Source organism: Paracoccus sp. Arc7-R13 (assembly GCF_004010775.1).
Taxonomy (GTDB): domain Bacteria; phylum Pseudomonadota; class Alphaproteobacteria; order Rhodobacterales; family Rhodobacteraceae; genus Paracoccus; species Paracoccus marcusii.
Genome location: NZ_CP034810.1, coordinates 708,711 through 726,164, shown reverse-complemented (window position 1 = coordinate 726,164; position 17,454 = coordinate 708,711). Strand labels below are relative to the sequence as shown.

Here is a 17,454-nt window from a genome sequence, read left to right as displayed (position 1 = left end):
CTTATCCTTTCGCCAGCGCGCCGGAGATGATGCTGCGCTGGACCTCGTTCGAGCCGCCATAGATCGACAGCTTGCGGTTGTTCAGCCAGGTGGCGCTGGCGGCCAGGGCCTCGTCGGCACCCTCGGGGCCTTCGTTGCCCTCCAGCGTCAGGGCCATCGCCTGCCCGCCATAGGCGCGCCGAGTCAGCGCATCCAGCCGCTGGCGGATCTGGGTGCCCTTGATCTTGAGCATGCTGCTCTCGATGCCGGGCGCCTGGCCCTGGGCCGCCGCCGACAGCATGCGCAGGTTGGTGGTGGACATGGCCATCAACTCGATCTCGACCCCCGCCATCTCGGCGGCGAACAGCGGATCGTCGGACAGGGGCTGGCCGCGATGGCGCTGCGCCTTGGCGACGCGTTTCAGGTTGTCCAGCGCGGCGGTGGCGAATCCCACGCCCGCGATGTTCGTGCGTTCATGCGTCAGCAGGTACTTGGCATAGGTCCAGCCCTGGTTCTCCTCGCCGACCAGATTGGCGGCGGGGACGCGGACATTGTCGAACCAGACCTCGTTCACCTCGGCCGTGCCGTCCAGCAGGACGATGGGGCGCACGGTGACGCCCGGCGTCTCCATGTCAATGAGCAGGAAGCTGATGCCCTCCTGCTTCTTGCCCGTCGCATTGGTGCGCACCAAGCAGAAGATCATGTTGGCGTGCTGGCCAAGCGTGGTCCAGGTCTTCTGCCCGTTGACGACATAATAGTCGCCGTCGCGCACGGCCTCGCAGCGCAGGCTGGCCAAGTCCGATCCGGCGCCGGGCTCGGAATAGCCTTGGCACCACCAGTCGTCGCCGTTCAGGATGCGGGGCAGCCAATAGTCCTGCTGTTCCTTGGACCCGAATTTCTGCAGTACCGGCCCCAGCATGGCGATGCCGAAGGGCACGATGCGCGGCGCATGCGCGCGGGCCGATTCCTCCTCGAAGATGTGGCGCTGGATCGCGGTCCAGCCCGCGCCGCCGAACTCCTTGGGCCAGTTCCCGGCCAGCCAGCCGCGTGATTGCAGCTTGGCATGCCAGCCCTCCATCTCGGCCTTGGTCAGGTCGTGATGGAGCCGCACCTTGCGGGCCAGCGCGGGGTCCAGCTCGGCCTTCAGAAAGGCGCGGATGTCGTCGCGGAAGGCGGTTTCCTCGGGGGTAAAGCTCATGTCCATCAAAAGATCTCCAGAAGTCCGGCGGCGCCCTGGCCACCGCCCACGCACATGGTCACGACGCCCCATTTGGCGCCCCGACGGCGGCCTTCGCGCAGCAGATGGCCCGCGGTGCGCGCGCCGGTCATGCCGAAGGGATGGCCGATGGAAATGGCCCCGCCGTTCACGTTGTATTTCGCCGGGTCGATGCCGAGCGTGTCGCGGCTGTACAGGCACTGGCTGGCGAAGGCCTCGTTCAGCTCCCACAGGTCGATGTCGTTCACCGTCAGCCCGTGGCGCTCCAGCAGGCGCGGCACGGCAAAGACCGGGCCGATGCCCATCTCGTCGGGCGCGCAGCCCGCGACGGCAAAGCCGCGGAAGGCGCCAAGCGGTTCCAGGTTCAGCGATGCGGCCAGGTCGGCCTCCATCACCAGCAACGCCGCGGCCCCGTCGGACAGCTGGGACGCGTTGCCTGCGGTCACGAACTGACCCGCGCCGCGCACCGGCTCCAGCTTGGCCAGCGCCTCCAGCGTGGTGCCGGGACGGTTGCCTTCATCGGCGGCGATGGTGACCTCGCGGTCGGCGGTCTCGCCGGTGGCCTTGTCGGTGACGGACATGGTGACCGTCATCGGGATGATCTCGTCGTCGAAAATCCCGGCGGCCTGAGCCGCGGCGGTGCGGGCCTGAGATTCGACGGCATAGGCATCCTGCGCCTCGCGGCTGACGCCATAGCGGGCCGCCACGATGTCGGCGGTCTCGATCATGGTCATGTAGAGGTCGGGGCGGTTCGCCTCGATCCATCCTTCCCGCGAATGGCGCACGGGCGGCTGGACCATCGAGATGCTCTCGACCCCGCCGACCAGCACGGCGCGCGCGCCCTCATGGGCGACCATCTGCGCGCCCTGCGCCAGCGCCTGCAGGCCCGAGGCGCAGAAGCGGTTGACCGTGGCGCCCGCGATGCTGTCTGGCAGGCCCGCGCGGATCACCGCCTGACGGGCGATGTTGCCGCCCGTCGCGGCCTCGGGATAGCCGCAACCCCAGATGCTGTCTTCGATCAGCGCGGGGTCGATGCCCGCACGCTCGACCACGGCGCGGGCGGTGGCGCCGGCCAGCACGGCCCCGTGGGTCTGATTGAAGGCGCCGCGTTTCGCGCGCCCGATGGCGGTGCGGGCGGTCGAGACGATCACGGGCTGTTTCATGCGGAGATTCCTTGGTTCAGGTCGGCAAAGCCGCGGCCGTCGGCCACCAGTTCGGCCAGAAGCGGCGCGGGCTGCCAGAAATGGTCGTCATCTTCGGCAAAGCGGCGGATGTCGGACAAGATGCGGTCCAGACCGTGGGCGTCGGCCCAGTGCATCGGACCGCCCCGCCAGCGCGGAAAGCCGTATCCGTTCAGCATGACCACATCGACGTCCAGCGGCTGCAGCGCGGTGCCGTCGGCGACCGTGCGGGCAGCCTCGTTCACCATCGCGGCCATGGTGCGGGCGACGATTTCGGCGTCGTCGAAATCGCGGGGCGTGATGCCCAGATCGGACCGCACCGCGTCCAGGATCGCGGGCAGGTCCGGGTTCGGCTGCGGCTTGCCGTCGGCATAGACGTAATAGCCGCGCCCCGTCTTGCGGCCCAGATCGCCCTGTTCGTACAGGCGGTCGGCAAAGACCGGAACACGGTCGCGCGGATGGCGGTCGGCCGCCTTGCGCTGGCGGGTCATCGCGCCGATGTCCAGGCCCGCCAGATCGCTGACCGCATAGGGGCCCATGGCGAACCCGAAATCGGTCAGCGCGCGGTCGACCTGCTGGGGCGACGCACCGTCCAGCACCATCGCATCGACCGCCGCGCGGTAATGCGACAGGATGCGGTTGCCGATGAAACCGTCGCAGACGCCCGCGCGCACCGCGATCTTGCCAAGGCGCTTGGCCAGGGCAAAGCCCGTGGCCACGACCTCGGGGGCAGTGCGGTCCGCGACCACGACCTCCAGCAGGCGCATGACATGGGCCGGAGAGAAGAAATGCAGGCCGATCACGTCGCGCGGGCGGCGCGTCGCGTCGGCGATGCGGTCCACGTCCAGATAGGAGGTGTTGGTCGCCAGCACAGCATCGGGCTTTGCCACGCGGTCGATGGCGGCAAAGACCTGTTCCTTGACCTCCATCGATTCGAACACCGCCTCGACGATCAGGTCGGCCTGACCCAGGGCCGCGTAATCCGTGTCGGTGCGGAATGCCCCGGACAGGATCGCATCCCGGCGCGCGGCGGCCAGCTTGCCGCGGCTGACGGCCCCCGCCAGCAGGTCGCCGACCGTCGCCTGCGCGCGGGCGGTCGCCTGGTCGTCGCGTTCGATCAGGGTCACGTCCAGCCCGGCCAGCAGGCAGGACACCGCGATGCCCGCGCCCATCGTGCCGCCGCCGATCACGCCGATCCGGTCCAGGGGGCGCGGTGCCACGCCCTTGATCTGCGGCAGATGGGCCACGGCGCGTTCGGAAAAGAAGGCATGGATCAGTGCGGCGCGCTGCGGGCTGTCCATCAGCGCCATAAAGCCCGCGCGCTCAATCGCCATGCCCTGGTCAAAGGGCTGCGCCAGGCCGTCGGTCACCACGTCCACCGCCGTCGCCTGCGCGATCTGGCCGGGCAGCTTGCGCGCCAGGGTGGCCTTCAGCGCCTGCGCGGCATCCGGGTCCGGGGCGGGGGCGGGCAGATCGCGCGTCCGGCGCGGCGGCTGGCCCGCCAGCGTTTCGGCCAGCGCGATCGCATCCGCGGTCAGATCGCCCTGCGACAGCGCGTCGATCAGTCCCAGGTCCAGCGCCTGCGCGGCGGGAACCTGGCGGGCGCTGGTGATGATGTCCAGGGCGGCGGCGGTGCCGATCAGGCGCGGCAGGCGTTGCGTGCCGCCCGCACCGGGCAGCAGCCCCAAGGTCACCTCGGGCAGGCCCATGCGGGTGCCGGGGGCCGCGATCCGCGCATGGCACCCAAGGGCCAGTTCCAGCCCGCCGCCCAGGGCGGTGCCATGCAGCGCCGCGACGACGGGCTTGTCCTGGGACTCGATGGCGGCGATCACGTCGGGCAGGATCGGGGCCTGCGAAGGCTTGCCGAATTCCGAGATGTCGGCACCTGCGACCCAGGTGCGGCCGGCGCACAGGATCACGGCAGCGTCTGCGCCTGTGTCCGCGGCAAAGTCGCGCGCCGCGTCCATCAGGCCCTGCCGCACGGCATGGCCCGTGGCGTTGACCGGCGGATTGTCGATGGTAATCAGGCCGATGCGGCCTTGGCGGGCATAGGATACGGACATCTGGGAAAACCTCTCAGTCATTCGGGCTGCCGGGCCAGGCGGGCACGCCGTCGGCACCGACCAGCCGTTGCAGGCGGGCGACCGTTTCGCGCAGCACGGGGCCGACATGGGTATGGATGCGGTCATCGGGCAGCACGTCGTCCAGCGCCCCGCAGGAGAACATCACCGGGCCGGCCAGCCGCGCCGACCGGAACGGCACCGACACCGCCGAGATGTTGGACGAATAGCGCAGCCCCTGGCGCACCACGGTATAGCCCTTGGCGATCAGTTGGCCGCGCGCCTCCAGCCGCAGATCCTCCAGCGTGCCGCCGTCCAGCGGCGGTTCGGGATGATCGGCCAGCAGGCCCGCGAATTCCTCGCGCGTGGTGGCGCCCAGTAGGGCCAGGCCCGACGACGATCCGGCGATGGGCAGGCGGTGGCCCACCTCCAGCCAGATCGACGCCGCGCGCTGCGGCCGCCAGGTGCGCATCAGGGCGACCTTGTCGCGGTCGCGCACCGCGAACAGGACCAGCGTGCCGGTCTGGTCGGCCAGGGCCTGCATCATGCCCTGCGCCGAATCCAGGAAGGCCAGCGATGCCGCCGCCACATGCCCCATCGCCAGCAGCGTCGGGCCGGGACGATAGCGGTCGTTGCGCTGCGGCTGCGTCAGGTAGCCCAGGCAGCCAAGCGTGTAGGTCAGCCGCGACACGGTAGATTTCGGCAGGCCGGTGCGTTCCGCGATCTGCGCGTTGCTCAGCCCGTCGTCATCGGTCCGGAACGCCCGCAGCACCGACAGCCCGCGCGCCAGCGCGGTGGCAAAGTTGCGGTCGTCCTCATAATCGGGGCGCGTGTCCGGGGCCGGGGTCATCACATGGACCCCGGAATCAGCAGCGACAGGATGGGGAACAGGATCAGCAGCAGCAGGACCAGCATGTCCACGGCCAGGAACCGCGTGACGCCGGCAAAGATCTTGTCGATCCCCACCGACTTGGTGACGTTGCTGACGACGAAGACGTTCAGGCCCACGGGCGGCGTGATCAGCCCGATCTCCAGCAGCTTGACGACGATGACGCCGAACCAGATCAGGTTCAGGCCGTAACCCTCGATCAGCGGCACCATGAAGGGCAGCGTCAGGACCATGATCCCGATCGGGTCCAGGAACATGCCCAGCACCAGATAGATCACCACGACGACCAGCATCAGCATGGCCAGCGACAGTTCGGCGTCCGACACCATGCCCACGACCGCCCCCGCCATGCCCGTCAGCGCGACGAAGCTGACGAAGATCTTGGCGGCGCCCGCGATCAGGAAGATCGCCGCGGTCTGCACCAGGCTTTCGCGGACGGCGCGCCACATGACGCCCATCGTCAGGCGGCGTTGGGCAAAGCCGATGATCGTGGTCAGCACGACGCTGACGGCCGCGGCCTCGGTCGCGGTGAACATGCCGCCATAGATGCCGCCGACGATGACCACGAACAGCAGCAGCGCGGGCCAGGCCGCGATGGCCGCATCGGTCCGGCTGGCATCGCCGCGTTCGCCGCGGGGGGCCGCGTCCGGGTCACGGTTCACCCACCAGGCGATGACCAGCAGCATGCCCGCCAGCGACAGGATGCCCGGCAGGATGCCCGCCAGAAACAGTTGCGCGATCGATGTCTCGGTGAAGATGCCATACAGGATGAACAGCACGGATGGCGGGATCAGCGATCCCAGGGTGCCGCCCACCGCCACCGATGCGGTGGCCAGCTTGGGGTCATAGCCCATGCGCAGCATCTCGGGGACGCAGATGCGTCCCATCGTCGAGGCGCAGGCGATCGACGACCCCGAGATGGCCGAGAACCCGCCGCATCCCAGCACCGATGCCATCGCCACGCCGCCTCGCACCGGCCGCAGCCAGACCGCCGCCGCGTCATAGATGCGCGTGGTGATGCCGGCATAGAACGCGATGTTGCCCAGGGCCACGAACAGCGGCACCATCGACAGATCATAGGAATGGACCAGGTCGAAGAAATTCGAGAAGACCACCGAGCTGGTGGGGTTCAGCGCCCGTTCCGGCATCCACGCGCCGGTGCGCGTGGCATAGACCAGGAACGTGCCGACGCTGGCCACGCCCGCCAGGGCGAACGCGATGGGCACGCGCATCGCCAGCAGCACCAGAACCGCCGCCATCGCGACAAGGCCGATCGTCATCGGGTCCATCAGTTCACCTCGTTTCCGTCGGCATCCAGGATCACGTCGCCGTGGCGCAGCTGCCGCAGGTCCCCCACCAACAGCATCGCCAGACGCACCCACATTAGCAGCAGCCCGGCCATGAACAGCGCCACGCCCGGCCAACGCGGCAGGTTCAGGTCGCCATAGTAGAACTCGCCCGAGGCGAAGGCCTGACCGGCCACCCGCCAGGACGCATAGATCAGCGGCATCAGCGCCAGAAGGCCCACGACATGGCCCAGCACGATGAGGGTCGCGCGCAGGCGGGGCGGCATGCGGTCCGACAGGAAGGTGACGGCGACGTGGCTGCGCGCCGCCGTCGCCGCCGCCATGGGCAGCAGGATGGCCGCGACCATCAGTTCGCGGACCAGGATGATCGCATCGGGCACGCTGGTTCCCCAGAACGCGCGCATCGCCACGTTAGCAAAGATCACCAGCCCCAGCGCGATCAGCGCCAAGACGGCCAGGTCCAGAAGTGTCCGTTCGATCACGCGCATGGGATCAGCCGCGCTCCCAGGGATAACCCTGCGTTTCCAGCTCCTGCGTGTATTGCGCGATCAGGCCGCGGTATTCGTCCAGCAGCGCCTGTCCGTCCAGGCCCGCGGCATCCGCCCGTGCGACCCATTCGTCCAGGTAGGGCTGGCCCGCCTCGGTCAGCCGCGCGCGATCCTCGTCCGAGAAGCTGACGATCTCCTTGCCGGCATCCTCCAGGATCTTGATCGATTCGGCGTTCGCCTGTTCGATGATGCGGCCGAATTCGTCGGCCAGCCCCTCGCCTGCGGTCATGATGACCTGCTGCTGCTCGGGGGACAGCGAATCGAACATCGACTTGTTCATGACGATGCCAAGCGCGCCGACCTGGCCCCAGTCGATGAAGGTGTAGCTGTCGAAGACCTCGTCGAACTTCAGCGCCGCGACCAGGTAGGAATAGGTCTGGGTGCAGTCCAGCAGGCCGTTCTCCATGCCCTGATAGGCCTCGTAGACGCTCATGTCGACCAGGGTCGCGCCCAGGTCGCGGAAGGTCTGGCCATAGGCGCCGACGCCACGCACCTTCTTGCCCGCCAGCTGGTCGACCGAGGTCACCGCCGGCCCCTTGCAGCCCATCTGCACCGCAGAGGTCGTGTAGGTGCCCACATAGACCAGGTTCTGCGCGGCCAGGTTGGCCTTAATCTGCTCGTTGTTGCGCATCAGCGCGTCGGTGGCCTTCATGCCCACCCACGGATCGGGGTTGTCCAGCGGCAGGTCGGCGATGCCGTAGGCCACCATGTCCTGGGGGAAGTAGACGCCGATGACGCTGCCCAGGTCGGCCACGCCGTCGCGCAGGGACTGGACGGCGGCCTTTTCCGAAAAGAGCGCCCCGCCCCAGGTGATGTCCAGCATCAGGTCGCCGCCCGATTGTTCGGCCACCTGATCGGCGAACCACTGCGTCGCCTCGGCGCGCGCGCCGCGGTTGGGACCGGGCTCGCCATAGATCAGCGTGGTCTGCGACATGGCGGGGGCGGCAAGGGCTGCGGTCAGGCCGACAGCCATTAGCGCCGTGCGATACGACGGTGTGGTCATGATAAAACTCCTCCCAGTTCCACTTAGCAGGCTGCCATTCCGCACTGCGGAACGCAACCTTGAATTGACCTGATTGTGACCACTGCGCTATCTGGCGGTTTTCCGCCTGATGCCGGATGTTGCGCCTTCACCATCGGAGCTTCCCATGACGCCCCACCCCGTCCGACCGCTGCTGCTGGCCCTTGGCCTGTCCCTGGGCTGGGCCTGGCCCGCCGCGGCCCAGACCCCGGACCTGCCCTTCACCGCCACCGAGATCGAGGCCGCGCAGTATGACGGCAGCGATCTGCCCCGGGGCCGGTCGGCCCTGACCGCCAAGGTGCAGCTGCTGCTGGACCGGTCCGGGACCTCTCCGGGCGTCATCGACGGGTTCAAGGGCGGGATGAGCCAGAGCGCGATCAAGGCGTTCGAACGCCGCACGGGCCTGCCCCAGGACGGCGTGATGGACCCCCATGTCTGGAATCTGCTGCAGTCCTTCGCGACGCGCCCCGTCACCCAGACCTATGTCGTCACCGCCGAGGACGCCGCTGGGCTGGCCGCGTCGATCCCCACGGATTACGCGGAAAAGGCGCTGATGCCCGCCATGGCCCATACCAGCGTCGCCGAGCGCCTGGGCGAGCGGTTCCACATGGACGAGAAGTTCATCGAGTTCCTGAACCCCGGCGTGGCCCTGGTACCCGGCGCGACCATCCAGGTGATGGCGCCGAATCCCCGCCTGCGCGGCCAGGTCACGCGGATCATCATCGACAAGGACAACCGCCGCGTCGCCGGATACAACGCCCGCGGCCAGATGGTCGTAGATTACCCAGCGACCATCGGCAGCAGCGCCACCCCCTCGCCGCAGGGGGCGCACAACGTGCGGACCGTGGCGATCAACCCGAACTATACCTACAATCCCAACGTCAATTTCCGCCAGGAAGGCAACGACAGTCCGCTGGTCATCCCGCCGGGGCCGAACGGGCCGGTGGGCACCGTCTGGATCGGGCTGACCAAGCCCACCTACGGCATCCACGGCACGCCCACCCCGTCGCAGCTGTTCGCGAACCAGTCGATGGGCTGCGTGCGCCTGACCAACTGGGATGCCGAGGAGCTGGCCGGCATGGTCACCATCGGCGGCACCGAGGTCCAGTTCCTGGATGCCGGGGTCACCATCGCCGACGTGACCGGCAGCGGCACCGCGGTCAGCCCGCCCGTGGCCGACATCGCGCTGCCCGAGGGCACGACCGACCAGATCACGACGCCAGACCCCGCGCTGCCGCTGTCGCTGCCCGATCCTCAGGCGCCTGCCACCGTCGCCCCGACGACCCCGGCTGCCGCTGCCCCGAGCCCCACTGCCCCGACGCCGATGGCCCCTGCGGCCACGGATCCGGCGGCCATCCCCGCCGCGCCGGATGCCGCAGCGCCCGTGACCCCTGATCCGCTCAGCGATGCGCTCAGCGGCGCGCTGCCCCAAGGGTTCGTCGTCCCGCCTCTGGAAGAGGCGCAGCCATGATCCGCGTGGCGGGGACGATCATCGCGTTGACGCTGGCGGTGGTCCCCGCCTTGGCGCAGGAGCGCCCCCCTGAGGCAGAGCCTGACACCGCCCAGACCGCCGACCGCCCGCCCGAAAAGCCCGAAGCTGCGGAACCGGCGCGAGCGCCGGACCCGGTCCCTGATGCGATCAGCGAATCGGTACCGGACGAACCTGCGGCGCAGCCCTTCGGCCCGCCGCCCCCGCCGGTCTGGTTCACCTTGGCCGAGACGGACGCGGAATACGACGCCTGCCGAGTGGCGCTGTCGGTGATGGGCGCGCAATTCCGCCCCCAGCCCCCCGTGACCGACCCGGACAACCGCGACTGCGGCATCGCCCGTCCGCTGCAGGTCAGCCGCATCCTGCCCGACGTCGCCCTGTCAGGCGAGCCGGTGATGCGCTGTGCGGCCGCGCTGTCGCTGGCGTTGTGGACGCGGGATTTCCTGCAGCCTGCCGCGGGGCTTCTGCCCGAAACGCCGCGCCTGACCGCGCTGGAGACCGGACCGGCCTATTCCTGCCGCGACCGCGTGGGCACCGGAGAGGCGGATCCGAAACCGTCGGAACACGGCTATGGCAATGCGATCGACGTGATGGGCTTTCTCTTCGACGGTGGCGATCCCGTGCTGGTGCAGCCGCGCCAAGGCGACGGCGATGCCGCCGAAAGCTTTCAGAAGGCAGCGCAGGGGACCGGATGCCTGCTGTTCACCACCGTTCTGGGACCGGGATCGAACGCCGCGCATGACGACCACCTGCATCTGGACATTGCAGCCCGGAACGGCGGCTGGCGGCTGTGCGAATGATACCTCAGCGGCTCTGACGCTCCATGTCTAGATAGGTCGGGTCGAACCGGGCCAGCATCGCCAGGCCCTTCCAGTCCAGGATCGACACATCCGCCCCGGACCAGCGCAGCAGACCACGATCGCGCAGATCGCGCACGGCCCGGTTCACGTGGATGGGTGAATATCCCAGGATATCCGCCAGTTCCCGTTGCAGCAAAGGCAGAGAGAACTGATGGTCGGCCGCGGCGCCGACGGCGTTCAGGCGGGTATAGACCTCGCACAGCAGGTGGGCCAGATGCGCGCTCGAGCGCAGCGAGGCCGCCGCGACCAGCCATTGCCGGTGCACCGCCGCGTCGATCAGCGTCGCCATCCACAACAGGCGCGTCAGGTGCGGAAAGTTCTCGGTGATCTCGACCAGTTCGTCGTGATCGACGAACTCGACCTCGGCGGGACCGACAGCGACGACGGAATGTTCCAGCCCGGCCAGAACGAACCCGTGCAGATCGACGAAATCGCCCGGCACGTGCAGGGCGGTGATAACCCGTTCGTCGGGTCGGCCGACCAGGCGGTGCGAACGCGCCGACATGCCGCGCAGCATCATGCAGCTGCGTTTCGCCACCCGGTCGACGGGGACGATCACCTCTCCGGAGGCGAAGCTGACATGTTGGGTACGCAAGGCGCGAAGACGGGCCAGATCGCGTTCGGGCAAGCTGTCACGTCGTTGAAGGAAACGGATAAAATACTCGGTAATCGCCATTCCGCCCCTCCTTCTAAGGCAGCCGGACAGTTGCAAATCGGGATTCTGGACGCAATGGTCCCCCCTTGCGTTCTAACATTGATTAAGCCAACGCAACGCGGCGCCGCTTGGTTTCACGCGCGCGCGCGCATGGGCAGGCGCAGCGCGGCCTCCAACGCGGCAAAGCTGTCCGCGATGCCGGGGCAACGGCGCGTCACGAATTCGTCCAGCTGGGGGTACAATCGCACCGCCTCGTCCAGCTTGGCGTCCGAACCGGGCGCATAGAGGCCCGCGCGGATCATCAGTTCCGATTCGGCATAGGCGCCCAGCGCCGCGCGGGCCCGCCCGATGGCCGCGTTCTCGACCGCGCTGGCGGCATCGGGCAGCGACCGTGACACCGACCGCACCACGTCGACCGCCGGAAAGCGGCCCCGTTCCGCGATGGTGCGGTCCAGCACGACATGGCCGTCCAGCGTCCCGCGCAGGATGTCGGCCACCGGCTCCTCCATGTCCGATCCCGCGACCAGCACGCTGAAGATGCCGGTGATGTCGCCCGACCCTTCCGGGCCGGGGCCTGCGCGTTCCGCCAGCGCCATGATCAGGTTCGACACCGACGGGGGAAAGCCGCGATAGCTTGGGGGCTCGCCCGCGGCCAAGGCGATCTCGCGGTGCGCCTCGGCAAAGCGGGTGATCGAATCGGCCAGGAACAGGACGTGGCGGCCCTGGTCGCGAAAATGCTCGGCCACGGCCATCGCGGCCCAGGCACAGCGCCGCCGGATCAGCGGCGACTGATCCGAGGTCGCCGCGACGATCACCGCACGGGCCATGCCCTCCGGACCCATCGTCTTTTCGACGAATTCGCGCAGCTCGCGACCGCGTTCGCCGATCATGGCGATCACCACGACATCGGCCTGTACCCCGCGCGCCATCTGCGACAGCAGCGTGGACTTTCCCACCCCCGATCCCGCGAACAGGCCGATCCGCTGTCCCGCGACGATGGGCAGCAGCGTGTCGAAGACAGCCATTCCGGTGGCCAGCCGCGCCCCAAGGCGCTTGCGCGTGGCGGCAGGCGGCGCTTCGGTCCGAAAACTGCGGCGCGTCAGGCCCTGGGTCAGCGGGCGGCCGTCCAGGGGCTGTCCCAACGGGTCGATGATCCGGCCGATCCAGGCATCGCAGGGGGCGATTCGCGGCGCGAAGTCCAGCTGCACCTGGGCGCCGACCGACAGCCCCTCGATCGGGCCCTCGGGCAGGATCTGGGCGGCGCGGGGCGACAGGCCCACGATCTCTCCGCCCAGATCGCCCGATTGCAGGGCGATTCGCACCCGGTCGCCGACCGATGCGCGCCCGTTCAGCCCTTCGGCGGCGATCAGGCCCGCGCGGATCGACTGCACGCGACCGTAATGCGTGGCCAGGCGCAGCTGCGACAGCCGGCGCGCGATCGATTCAAGCTTGTCCATCCGATCTCCTTTCGCCGCGTGTCGAAAATCCGGCGGCTGAAACGGTTTCTAAACCAATTGGGGTTAAGACCGGGTTTATCGAGATTGAGGAGAAGCCTCATGTTTGAGAAGATCGAAATGCTGCGGATGGCCCGCGCGATGGGCCAGCACACGCAGGCCCGCCACATCGAGGTGGCGCGCAACATCGCCAATGCGGACACGCCCGGTTTCCGTGCCCACGACCTGCAGCCCTTTGCCGAGACCTATCGGCAGGCCGAGGAGGGCGGCACGCTGCGCGTGTCGAACGCCCGCCACCTGGATGCGCCGCAATGGTCGCCCGGCGGGGCGCGGGTGATCGAGGTCGCGGGTCCCGTCTCTCCGAACGGCAACTCCGTGTCGCTGGAGGAGGAGATGGTCCGCGCCGCCGAGGTCAAGAGCAGCCATGACCGTTCGCTGACCATCTATCGCTCGGGGCTGGACCTGCTGCGGTCCAGTCTGGGACGCAGGTAAGGAACCACCACCATGACCGATCAGATTTCACCGCTGCGCATGGCAGCGTCGGGGATGCGTGCGCAGACCGAACGCCTGCGCCACACGTCCGAGAACATCGCGAACGCCGACACGCCCGGCTATCGCCGCAAGCTGGTGGCCTTCGAGGAGGCCGTCCGTTTCGGCCGCACGACGGGCGAGGTCCAAGCCGGCCGCATGCAGCTGGACCAGTCGGCGCTGCCGCGCATCCATGACCCCGCGCATCCGATGGCCGACCAGGACGGCTATTACGACGGATCCAACGTCGATCTGGTGATCGAGCTGGCCGACGCCCGCGAGGCGGGCCGCAGCTACGAGGCCAACCTGCGCATGTTCGAACAGACCCGTCAGATGAACGGATCGCTTCTTGATCTTCTTCGCCGCTAGAAAGGCCGACCCATGATTTCCGGATTGAACGCCGCCAACGCCTATTCCGCCGCCCGCACGGCCGTCGCCCCCCAGCAGGGATCGGAGGCCCTGGCCCGCGTGGGGCAGGCCGCCGAGGATTTCGCCGCCCAGATGGCCCAGGTCGACCAGGTCGCCACCGGCGCCATGACCGGCCAGACCAGCACCCAGCAGCTGGTCCAGACCATCGCGGAGGCCGAGCTGACCATGAACACCGTCGTGGCGATCCGCGACAAGGTCGTCGAGGCGTACCAGGAAATCCTGCGGATGCCGGTATAGGGAAGGAACGTCGTGATGGGAGAGACGGTCCTTTTCGACATGCTGCGCCAGGCGCTGCTGATCTCGGTCCGGATCTCGGCCCCGCTGCTGGGGGTCGCGCTGATCGCGGGGGTGGTGATCGGCCTGTTCCAGGCGCTGACCTCGGTCCAGGAGATGACGCTGACCTTCGTGCCCAAGGTGGGGCTGATGCTGGTCGTCTTCTGGGTCTCGATGAGCTTCATGACCACCGCCCTGGCGGATTTCTACCTGGGCGAAATCATCCCCATGATCGCGGGCAGCTGAGATGGACAACGCAATCTATGCCAGCCTGTCGCGGCAATCCGGCCTGATGGCCGAAATGCGCGTCGTGGCCAACAACATCGCCAACGCCAACACCACCGGTTACCGGCGCGAGGGGGTGATCTTTGCCGAACACCTGTCCGCGCTGGACCGGCAGGGCGACACGCTGTCGATGGCCCACGCCCGCGGCCGCCTGCTGGACCTGCAGCAGGGCGGGCTGACGCAGACCAACAACAGCATGGACCTGGCCATCGAGGGCGAGGGGTTCTTTCTGGTCGAGGCGCCCGACGGGCTGCGCCTGACCCGCGCGGGCGCCTTCATCCCCTCGGCGGAGGGGGAACTGATGACCGCCGACGGCCACCGTCTGCTGGACGAGGGTCAGGCGCCGATCATCCTGCCAGCCGGCGCCAATGCGGTGGCCATCGGTGCCGACGGCACGCTGTCGTCGAACGGCCTGCCCTTTGGCCGCATCGGCCTGTTCACCCCGCCCGAAGGCACCGACCTGACCCGCCAGAGCGGCACCGGCTTCGCCGTCGAGGGCGAGCCGCAGCTAGTCGAGGAGGGACGCATCCGCCAGGGCTTCCTGGAGGACAGCAACGTCGACCCGATCTTCGAGATCACCCGCATGATCGAGGTCCAGCGCGCCTACGAGCTGGGCCAGACCTTCCTGGATCGCGAGGATCAGCGGATCCGCGGCGCGATCACCGCCATGACCCGATAAGGAGCCACCATGAGAGCCCTGCAGATCGCCGCCTCCGGCATGAGCGCGCAGCAGACCCGCGTCGAGGTCATCTCGAACAACCTCGCGAACATGTCCACGACCGGCTACAACGCCCGCCGTGCCGAGTTCGCGGACCTGCACTACCAGCAGGCCGCCCGTCCGGGCAGCGTCACGGCCGCCGACGGCACTGTGATCCCCGCCGGAGTCCAGCTGGGCCTTGGCGTGCGCCCCACAGCGGTCAGCGTGAACCTGCAGCAGGGCGCGCTGACGCAGACGGGCGGCGACCTGGATCTGGCCATCGAGGGCGATGGTTATCTTGAGGTGACGCTGCCGTCCGGGGTCTCGGGGTATACTCGCGACGGCGGGCTGAAGCGCTCGCCCGAGGGGCAGATCGTGACCTCGGACGGCTATCCGGTCGTCCCCGACATCACCATCCCCGAGGATGCCCGCGCCATCACCATCAATGCCGGCGGAGAGGTCTATGCCTACTTCGCCGACCGGGTCGATGCCGAGCTGCTGGGCCAGCTGACCCTGGCCGGTTTCGCAAACGAGAAGGGCCTCGAGGCGATCGGGTCCAACCTGTTCATCGAGACCGCAGCCTCGGGCGGCCCGCAGGTCGTGAATCCCGGCCAGGACGGCCTGGGCACCCTGCGCCAGGGCTATCTGGAGGAAAGCTCTGTCGATGCGGTGCGCGAGATCACCGACCTGATCAAGGCGCAGCGCGGCTACGAGCTGAACGCCAAGGTCATCACCGCTGCCGACCAGATGCTCGGCGCCACGACGCAGGTGCGGTGATGCGGGCGCTGATCGTGATGCTGGCGCTGCTGCCGGGGGCGGCCTTCGCAGGCGCCCTGGGCGCGGCGCACACCCTGCCGGTCGGGCACGTGATCGCGGCGGGCGACCTGACGGTGATCGACAGCGACCGGCCCGGCCTGACAGACCCGTCCGCCGCGATCGGGATGCAGACCCGCATCACCATCTACGAAGGCCGGCCGCTGCACGCCAACATGCTGCAGGCGCCCCGCGTGATCGGCCGCAACCAGATCGTGCGCCTGCGCTTTCAGCGGGGCGCCCTGCAGATCGACACCGAGGGGCGCGCCATGTCGGACGGCGCCGCCGGAGAACTGATCCGCGTCATGAACATGGGCTCGCGCAGCACGGTCACCGCCCAGGTGATGCCGGACGGCACGCTGGCCGTCACCAATTGAGAGGAACGACGATGAAACCCGCCTATCTGCTGTGCCTGGCCCTTGCCGCCGCGGGCTGTTCGCGCGCCGCCAATATCGGCCAGCCGCCCGAACTGACCTCGCCCCGCGAGACCGAGGAATTCCTGGCGATGACCAATCCGCCCCTGAACCTGCCGCTGGATTCGGGCCGCCCCGAGGCCGCGGCCTCGCTGTGGGCCGGCACCCAGTCGTCGTTGATCAGCGACCGTCGCGCGGCCATCCGCGGCGACATCCTGACCGTCGTGATCGAGATCGACGACGAGGCCACGATCAGCAACAGCAGCGGTCGCAACCGCGCCAGCAGCGAGAGCCTGTCGATCCCGCAGATGGTCGGCATCCCGCAGCGCCTTGGCGAGAAGCTGCCCGAAGGTGCCAGCTTCGACAACCTAGCCGACGCGTCGTCGTCGTCATCCTATCGCGGCAACGGCAACATCTCGCGACGCGATCAGCTGACGTTGCGGGTGGCGGCGACGGTCGTGGACACGCTGCCCAACGGCACGCTGCAGATCCAGGGCACGCAAGAGGTGCGCGTGAACTTCGAATTGCGCGAGCTGACCGTCAGCGGTTTCGTACGCCCCGCCGACATCGATCGCAGCAACGAGATCGCCTATGACCGCATCGCCGGTGCGCGCATCAGCTATGGCGGCCGCGGCCAGATCACCGATGTGCAGCAGCCCCGCTATGGCCAGCAGATCGCCGACATCGTCCTGCCCTATTGAAGGTGTTCCCGTGATCAAGAAAATCATTCCCATCGCCCTGCCCGTGCTAGCCCTGGTCGGCGGCGCATTCGGCGGCGACATGCTGCGCGCCCCCGCATCACCGGCCGATCCCGCAACCGAGGCCGCAGCCGCGGACGATCACGGCGCAGCCCCCGCCGATGACGGCCACGGCGGTGGCGAGGATCATGGCGGCGACGATCACGGGGGCGGAGACCACGGGGGCGGCGATCATGGTGGCGGGGGTGACCCCACCGAGGCCGCCTATTTCCAGTTCCCGACACAGTTCTTCGTGCCCTTGATGCGTCAGGGCGACCTGCGCGACGTGATGATTCTGACGGTGACCCTGCAGACCGACGGGGCCAACCTCCAGGCGCTGTCGAAGAAGGAGCACATCCTGCGCGACGCCCTGCTGCGCCAGCTGATGATCCACGCCAATACCGGCGGTTTCGACGGCAACTTCACCGCGGATCGCAACCTTGTCACCCTGCGCGAGGGTCTGCTGCAGGCCGCCAAGACCGCGACGGATGCCCCCGTCACCGCCATCCTGATCGAGGATATCGCCCGCCAGCCGGGCTGACCGCTTGCCCTTGCCGCGCCTTCGGGCCAGAACCGCAGACACCCGGAGCGACCGCTTCGGGTGTCTGCTTTTCCGGAGG

20 protein-coding genes are annotated in these 17,454 nt (G+C 68.6%); 11 read left to right on the top strand and 9 right to left on the bottom strand.

Annotated elements, in window-relative coordinates; translation table 11 throughout:
• Window position 1: 1 nt before the first annotated feature.
• Genes EOJ32_RS03585 through EOJ32_RS03555 form a run of 7 tightly spaced genes read right to left on the bottom strand, consistent with a single transcriptional unit; the run spans window position 2 to window position 8,183 of the window.
• Window positions 2–1,183: an acyl-CoA dehydrogenase family protein gene (locus EOJ32_RS03585; RefSeq protein WP_127897726.1), complete on the bottom strand. Its 1,182-nt coding sequence runs from the start codon at window positions 1,181–1,183 to the stop codon at window positions 2–4.
• Entirely contained in the window at window positions 1,183–2,358 is a 1,176-nt protein-coding gene (locus EOJ32_RS03580) for an acetyl-CoA C-acyltransferase (RefSeq protein ID WP_127897725.1), read from the bottom strand. The genes EOJ32_RS03585 and EOJ32_RS03580 overlap by 1 nt, the downstream gene beginning before the upstream one ends.
• A complete protein-coding gene (locus tag EOJ32_RS03575) occupies window positions 2,355–4,439 on the bottom strand; it encodes a 3-hydroxyacyl-CoA dehydrogenase NAD-binding domain-containing protein (RefSeq protein WP_240542483.1) in 2,085 nt (694 codons plus the stop codon). The genes EOJ32_RS03580 and EOJ32_RS03575 overlap by 4 nt, the downstream gene beginning before the upstream one ends.
• A gap of 13 nt (window positions 4,440–4,452) precedes the next feature.
• Window positions 4,453–5,286: an IclR family transcriptional regulator gene (locus tag EOJ32_RS03570; protein WP_127897723.1), complete on the bottom strand. Its 834-nt coding sequence runs from the start codon at window positions 5,284–5,286 to the stop codon at window positions 4,453–4,455.
• A complete protein-coding gene (locus EOJ32_RS03565; protein WP_045980969.1) occupies window positions 5,286–6,614 on the bottom strand; it encodes a TRAP transporter large permease in 1,329 nt (442 codons plus the stop codon). The genes EOJ32_RS03570 and EOJ32_RS03565 overlap by 1 nt, the downstream gene beginning before the upstream one ends.
• A complete protein-coding gene (locus EOJ32_RS03560) occupies window positions 6,614–7,120 on the bottom strand; it encodes a TRAP transporter small permease (RefSeq protein WP_045980970.1) in 507 nt (168 codons plus the stop codon). Before EOJ32_RS03560 ends, EOJ32_RS03565 begins: the two co-directional genes overlap by 1 nt.
• Window positions 7,121–7,124: 4 nt before the next feature.
• Window positions 7,125–8,183: a C4-dicarboxylate TRAP transporter substrate-binding protein gene (locus tag EOJ32_RS03555; RefSeq protein WP_127897722.1), complete on the bottom strand. Its 1,059-nt coding sequence runs from the start codon at window positions 8,181–8,183 to the stop codon at window positions 7,125–7,127.
• Window positions 8,184–8,328: 145 nt separating this feature from the next.
• Between EOJ32_RS03555 and EOJ32_RS03550 the strand changes: the two genes are divergently transcribed.
• Together EOJ32_RS03550 and EOJ32_RS03545 are read left to right on the top strand one after the other, a co-directional pair.
• On the top strand, window positions 8,329–9,672 hold the full coding sequence (locus tag EOJ32_RS03550; protein WP_127897721.1) for a L,D-transpeptidase: 1,344 nt from the start codon (window positions 8,329–8,331) through the stop codon (window positions 9,670–9,672).
• A complete protein-coding gene (locus EOJ32_RS03545) occupies window positions 9,669–10,490 on the top strand; it encodes an extensin family protein (protein WP_127897720.1) in 822 nt (273 codons plus the stop codon). Before EOJ32_RS03550 ends, EOJ32_RS03545 begins: the two co-directional genes overlap by 4 nt.
• 4 nt (window positions 10,491–10,494) lie before the next feature.
• Here the strand turns inward: EOJ32_RS03545 and EOJ32_RS03540 are convergent, their stop codons facing one another.
• Both EOJ32_RS03540 and EOJ32_RS03535 read right to left on the bottom strand, forming a co-directional pair.
• Window positions 10,495–11,226 carry a Crp/Fnr family transcriptional regulator gene (locus EOJ32_RS03540; protein WP_045980973.1) on the bottom strand — a complete coding sequence of 244 codons (732 nt, stop codon included), beginning with the start codon at window positions 11,224–11,226 and terminating at the stop codon, window positions 10,495–10,497.
• A gap of 113 nt (window positions 11,227–11,339) precedes the next feature.
• Complete coding sequence (locus tag EOJ32_RS03535) at window positions 11,340–12,662, bottom strand: FliI/YscN family ATPase (protein ID WP_046000726.1); 1,323 nt, start codon at window positions 12,660–12,662, stop codon at window positions 11,340–11,342.
• Between the two features lie 99 nt (window positions 12,663–12,761).
• Between EOJ32_RS03535 and EOJ32_RS03530 the strand changes: the two genes are divergently transcribed.
• Genes EOJ32_RS03530 through EOJ32_RS03490 form a run of 9 tightly spaced genes read left to right on the top strand, consistent with a single transcriptional unit; the run spans window position 12,762 to window position 17,375 of the window.
• Window positions 12,762–13,151: a FlgB family protein gene (locus EOJ32_RS03530; RefSeq protein ID WP_045980975.1), complete on the top strand. Its 390-nt coding sequence runs from the start codon at window positions 12,762–12,764 to the stop codon at window positions 13,149–13,151.
• A 12-nt stretch (window positions 13,152–13,163) separates the two neighbouring features.
• The gene (flgC, locus tag EOJ32_RS03525) at window positions 13,164–13,556 is read left to right on the top strand and encodes a flagellar basal body rod protein FlgC (protein ID WP_045980976.1); all 393 of its coding nucleotides are present in this window, start codon (window positions 13,164–13,166) and stop codon (window positions 13,554–13,556) included.
• 12 nt (window positions 13,557–13,568) lie between these two features.
• Complete coding sequence (locus EOJ32_RS03520) at window positions 13,569–13,853, top strand: flagellar hook-basal body complex protein FliE (protein WP_127897719.1); 285 nt, start codon at window positions 13,569–13,571, stop codon at window positions 13,851–13,853.
• 15 nt (window positions 13,854–13,868) lie between these two features.
• Complete coding sequence (locus EOJ32_RS03515; RefSeq protein WP_042250834.1) at window positions 13,869–14,135, top strand: flagellar biosynthetic protein FliQ; 267 nt, start codon at window positions 13,869–13,871, stop codon at window positions 14,133–14,135.
• Window position 14,136: 1 nt separating this feature from the next.
• Window positions 14,137–14,853 carry a flagellar hook-basal body complex protein gene (locus tag EOJ32_RS03510; protein WP_045980978.1) on the top strand — a complete coding sequence of 239 codons (717 nt, stop codon included), beginning with the start codon at window positions 14,137–14,139 and terminating at the stop codon, window positions 14,851–14,853.
• Between the two features lie 9 nt (window positions 14,854–14,862).
• Window positions 14,863–15,648, top strand: coding sequence for a flagellar basal-body rod protein FlgG (gene flgG / locus EOJ32_RS03505; RefSeq protein ID WP_045980979.1), 786 nt, complete (start codon window positions 14,863–14,865; stop codon window positions 15,646–15,648).
• A complete protein-coding gene (gene flgA, locus EOJ32_RS03500) occupies window positions 15,648–16,061 on the top strand; it encodes a flagellar basal body P-ring formation chaperone FlgA (RefSeq protein ID WP_045980980.1) in 414 nt (137 codons plus the stop codon). Before flgG ends, flgA begins: the two co-directional genes overlap by 1 nt.
• Before the next feature lie 11 nt (window positions 16,062–16,072).
• On the top strand, window positions 16,073–16,798 hold the full coding sequence (gene flgH, locus EOJ32_RS03495) for a flagellar basal body L-ring protein FlgH (protein WP_045980981.1): 726 nt from the start codon (window positions 16,073–16,075) through the stop codon (window positions 16,796–16,798).
• A 10-nt stretch (window positions 16,799–16,808) separates the two neighbouring features.
• The gene (locus EOJ32_RS03490) at window positions 16,809–17,375 is read left to right on the top strand and encodes a hypothetical protein (protein ID WP_127897718.1); all 567 of its coding nucleotides are present in this window, start codon (window positions 16,809–16,811) and stop codon (window positions 17,373–17,375) included.
• Window positions 17,376–17,454 lie beyond the last annotated feature (79 nt).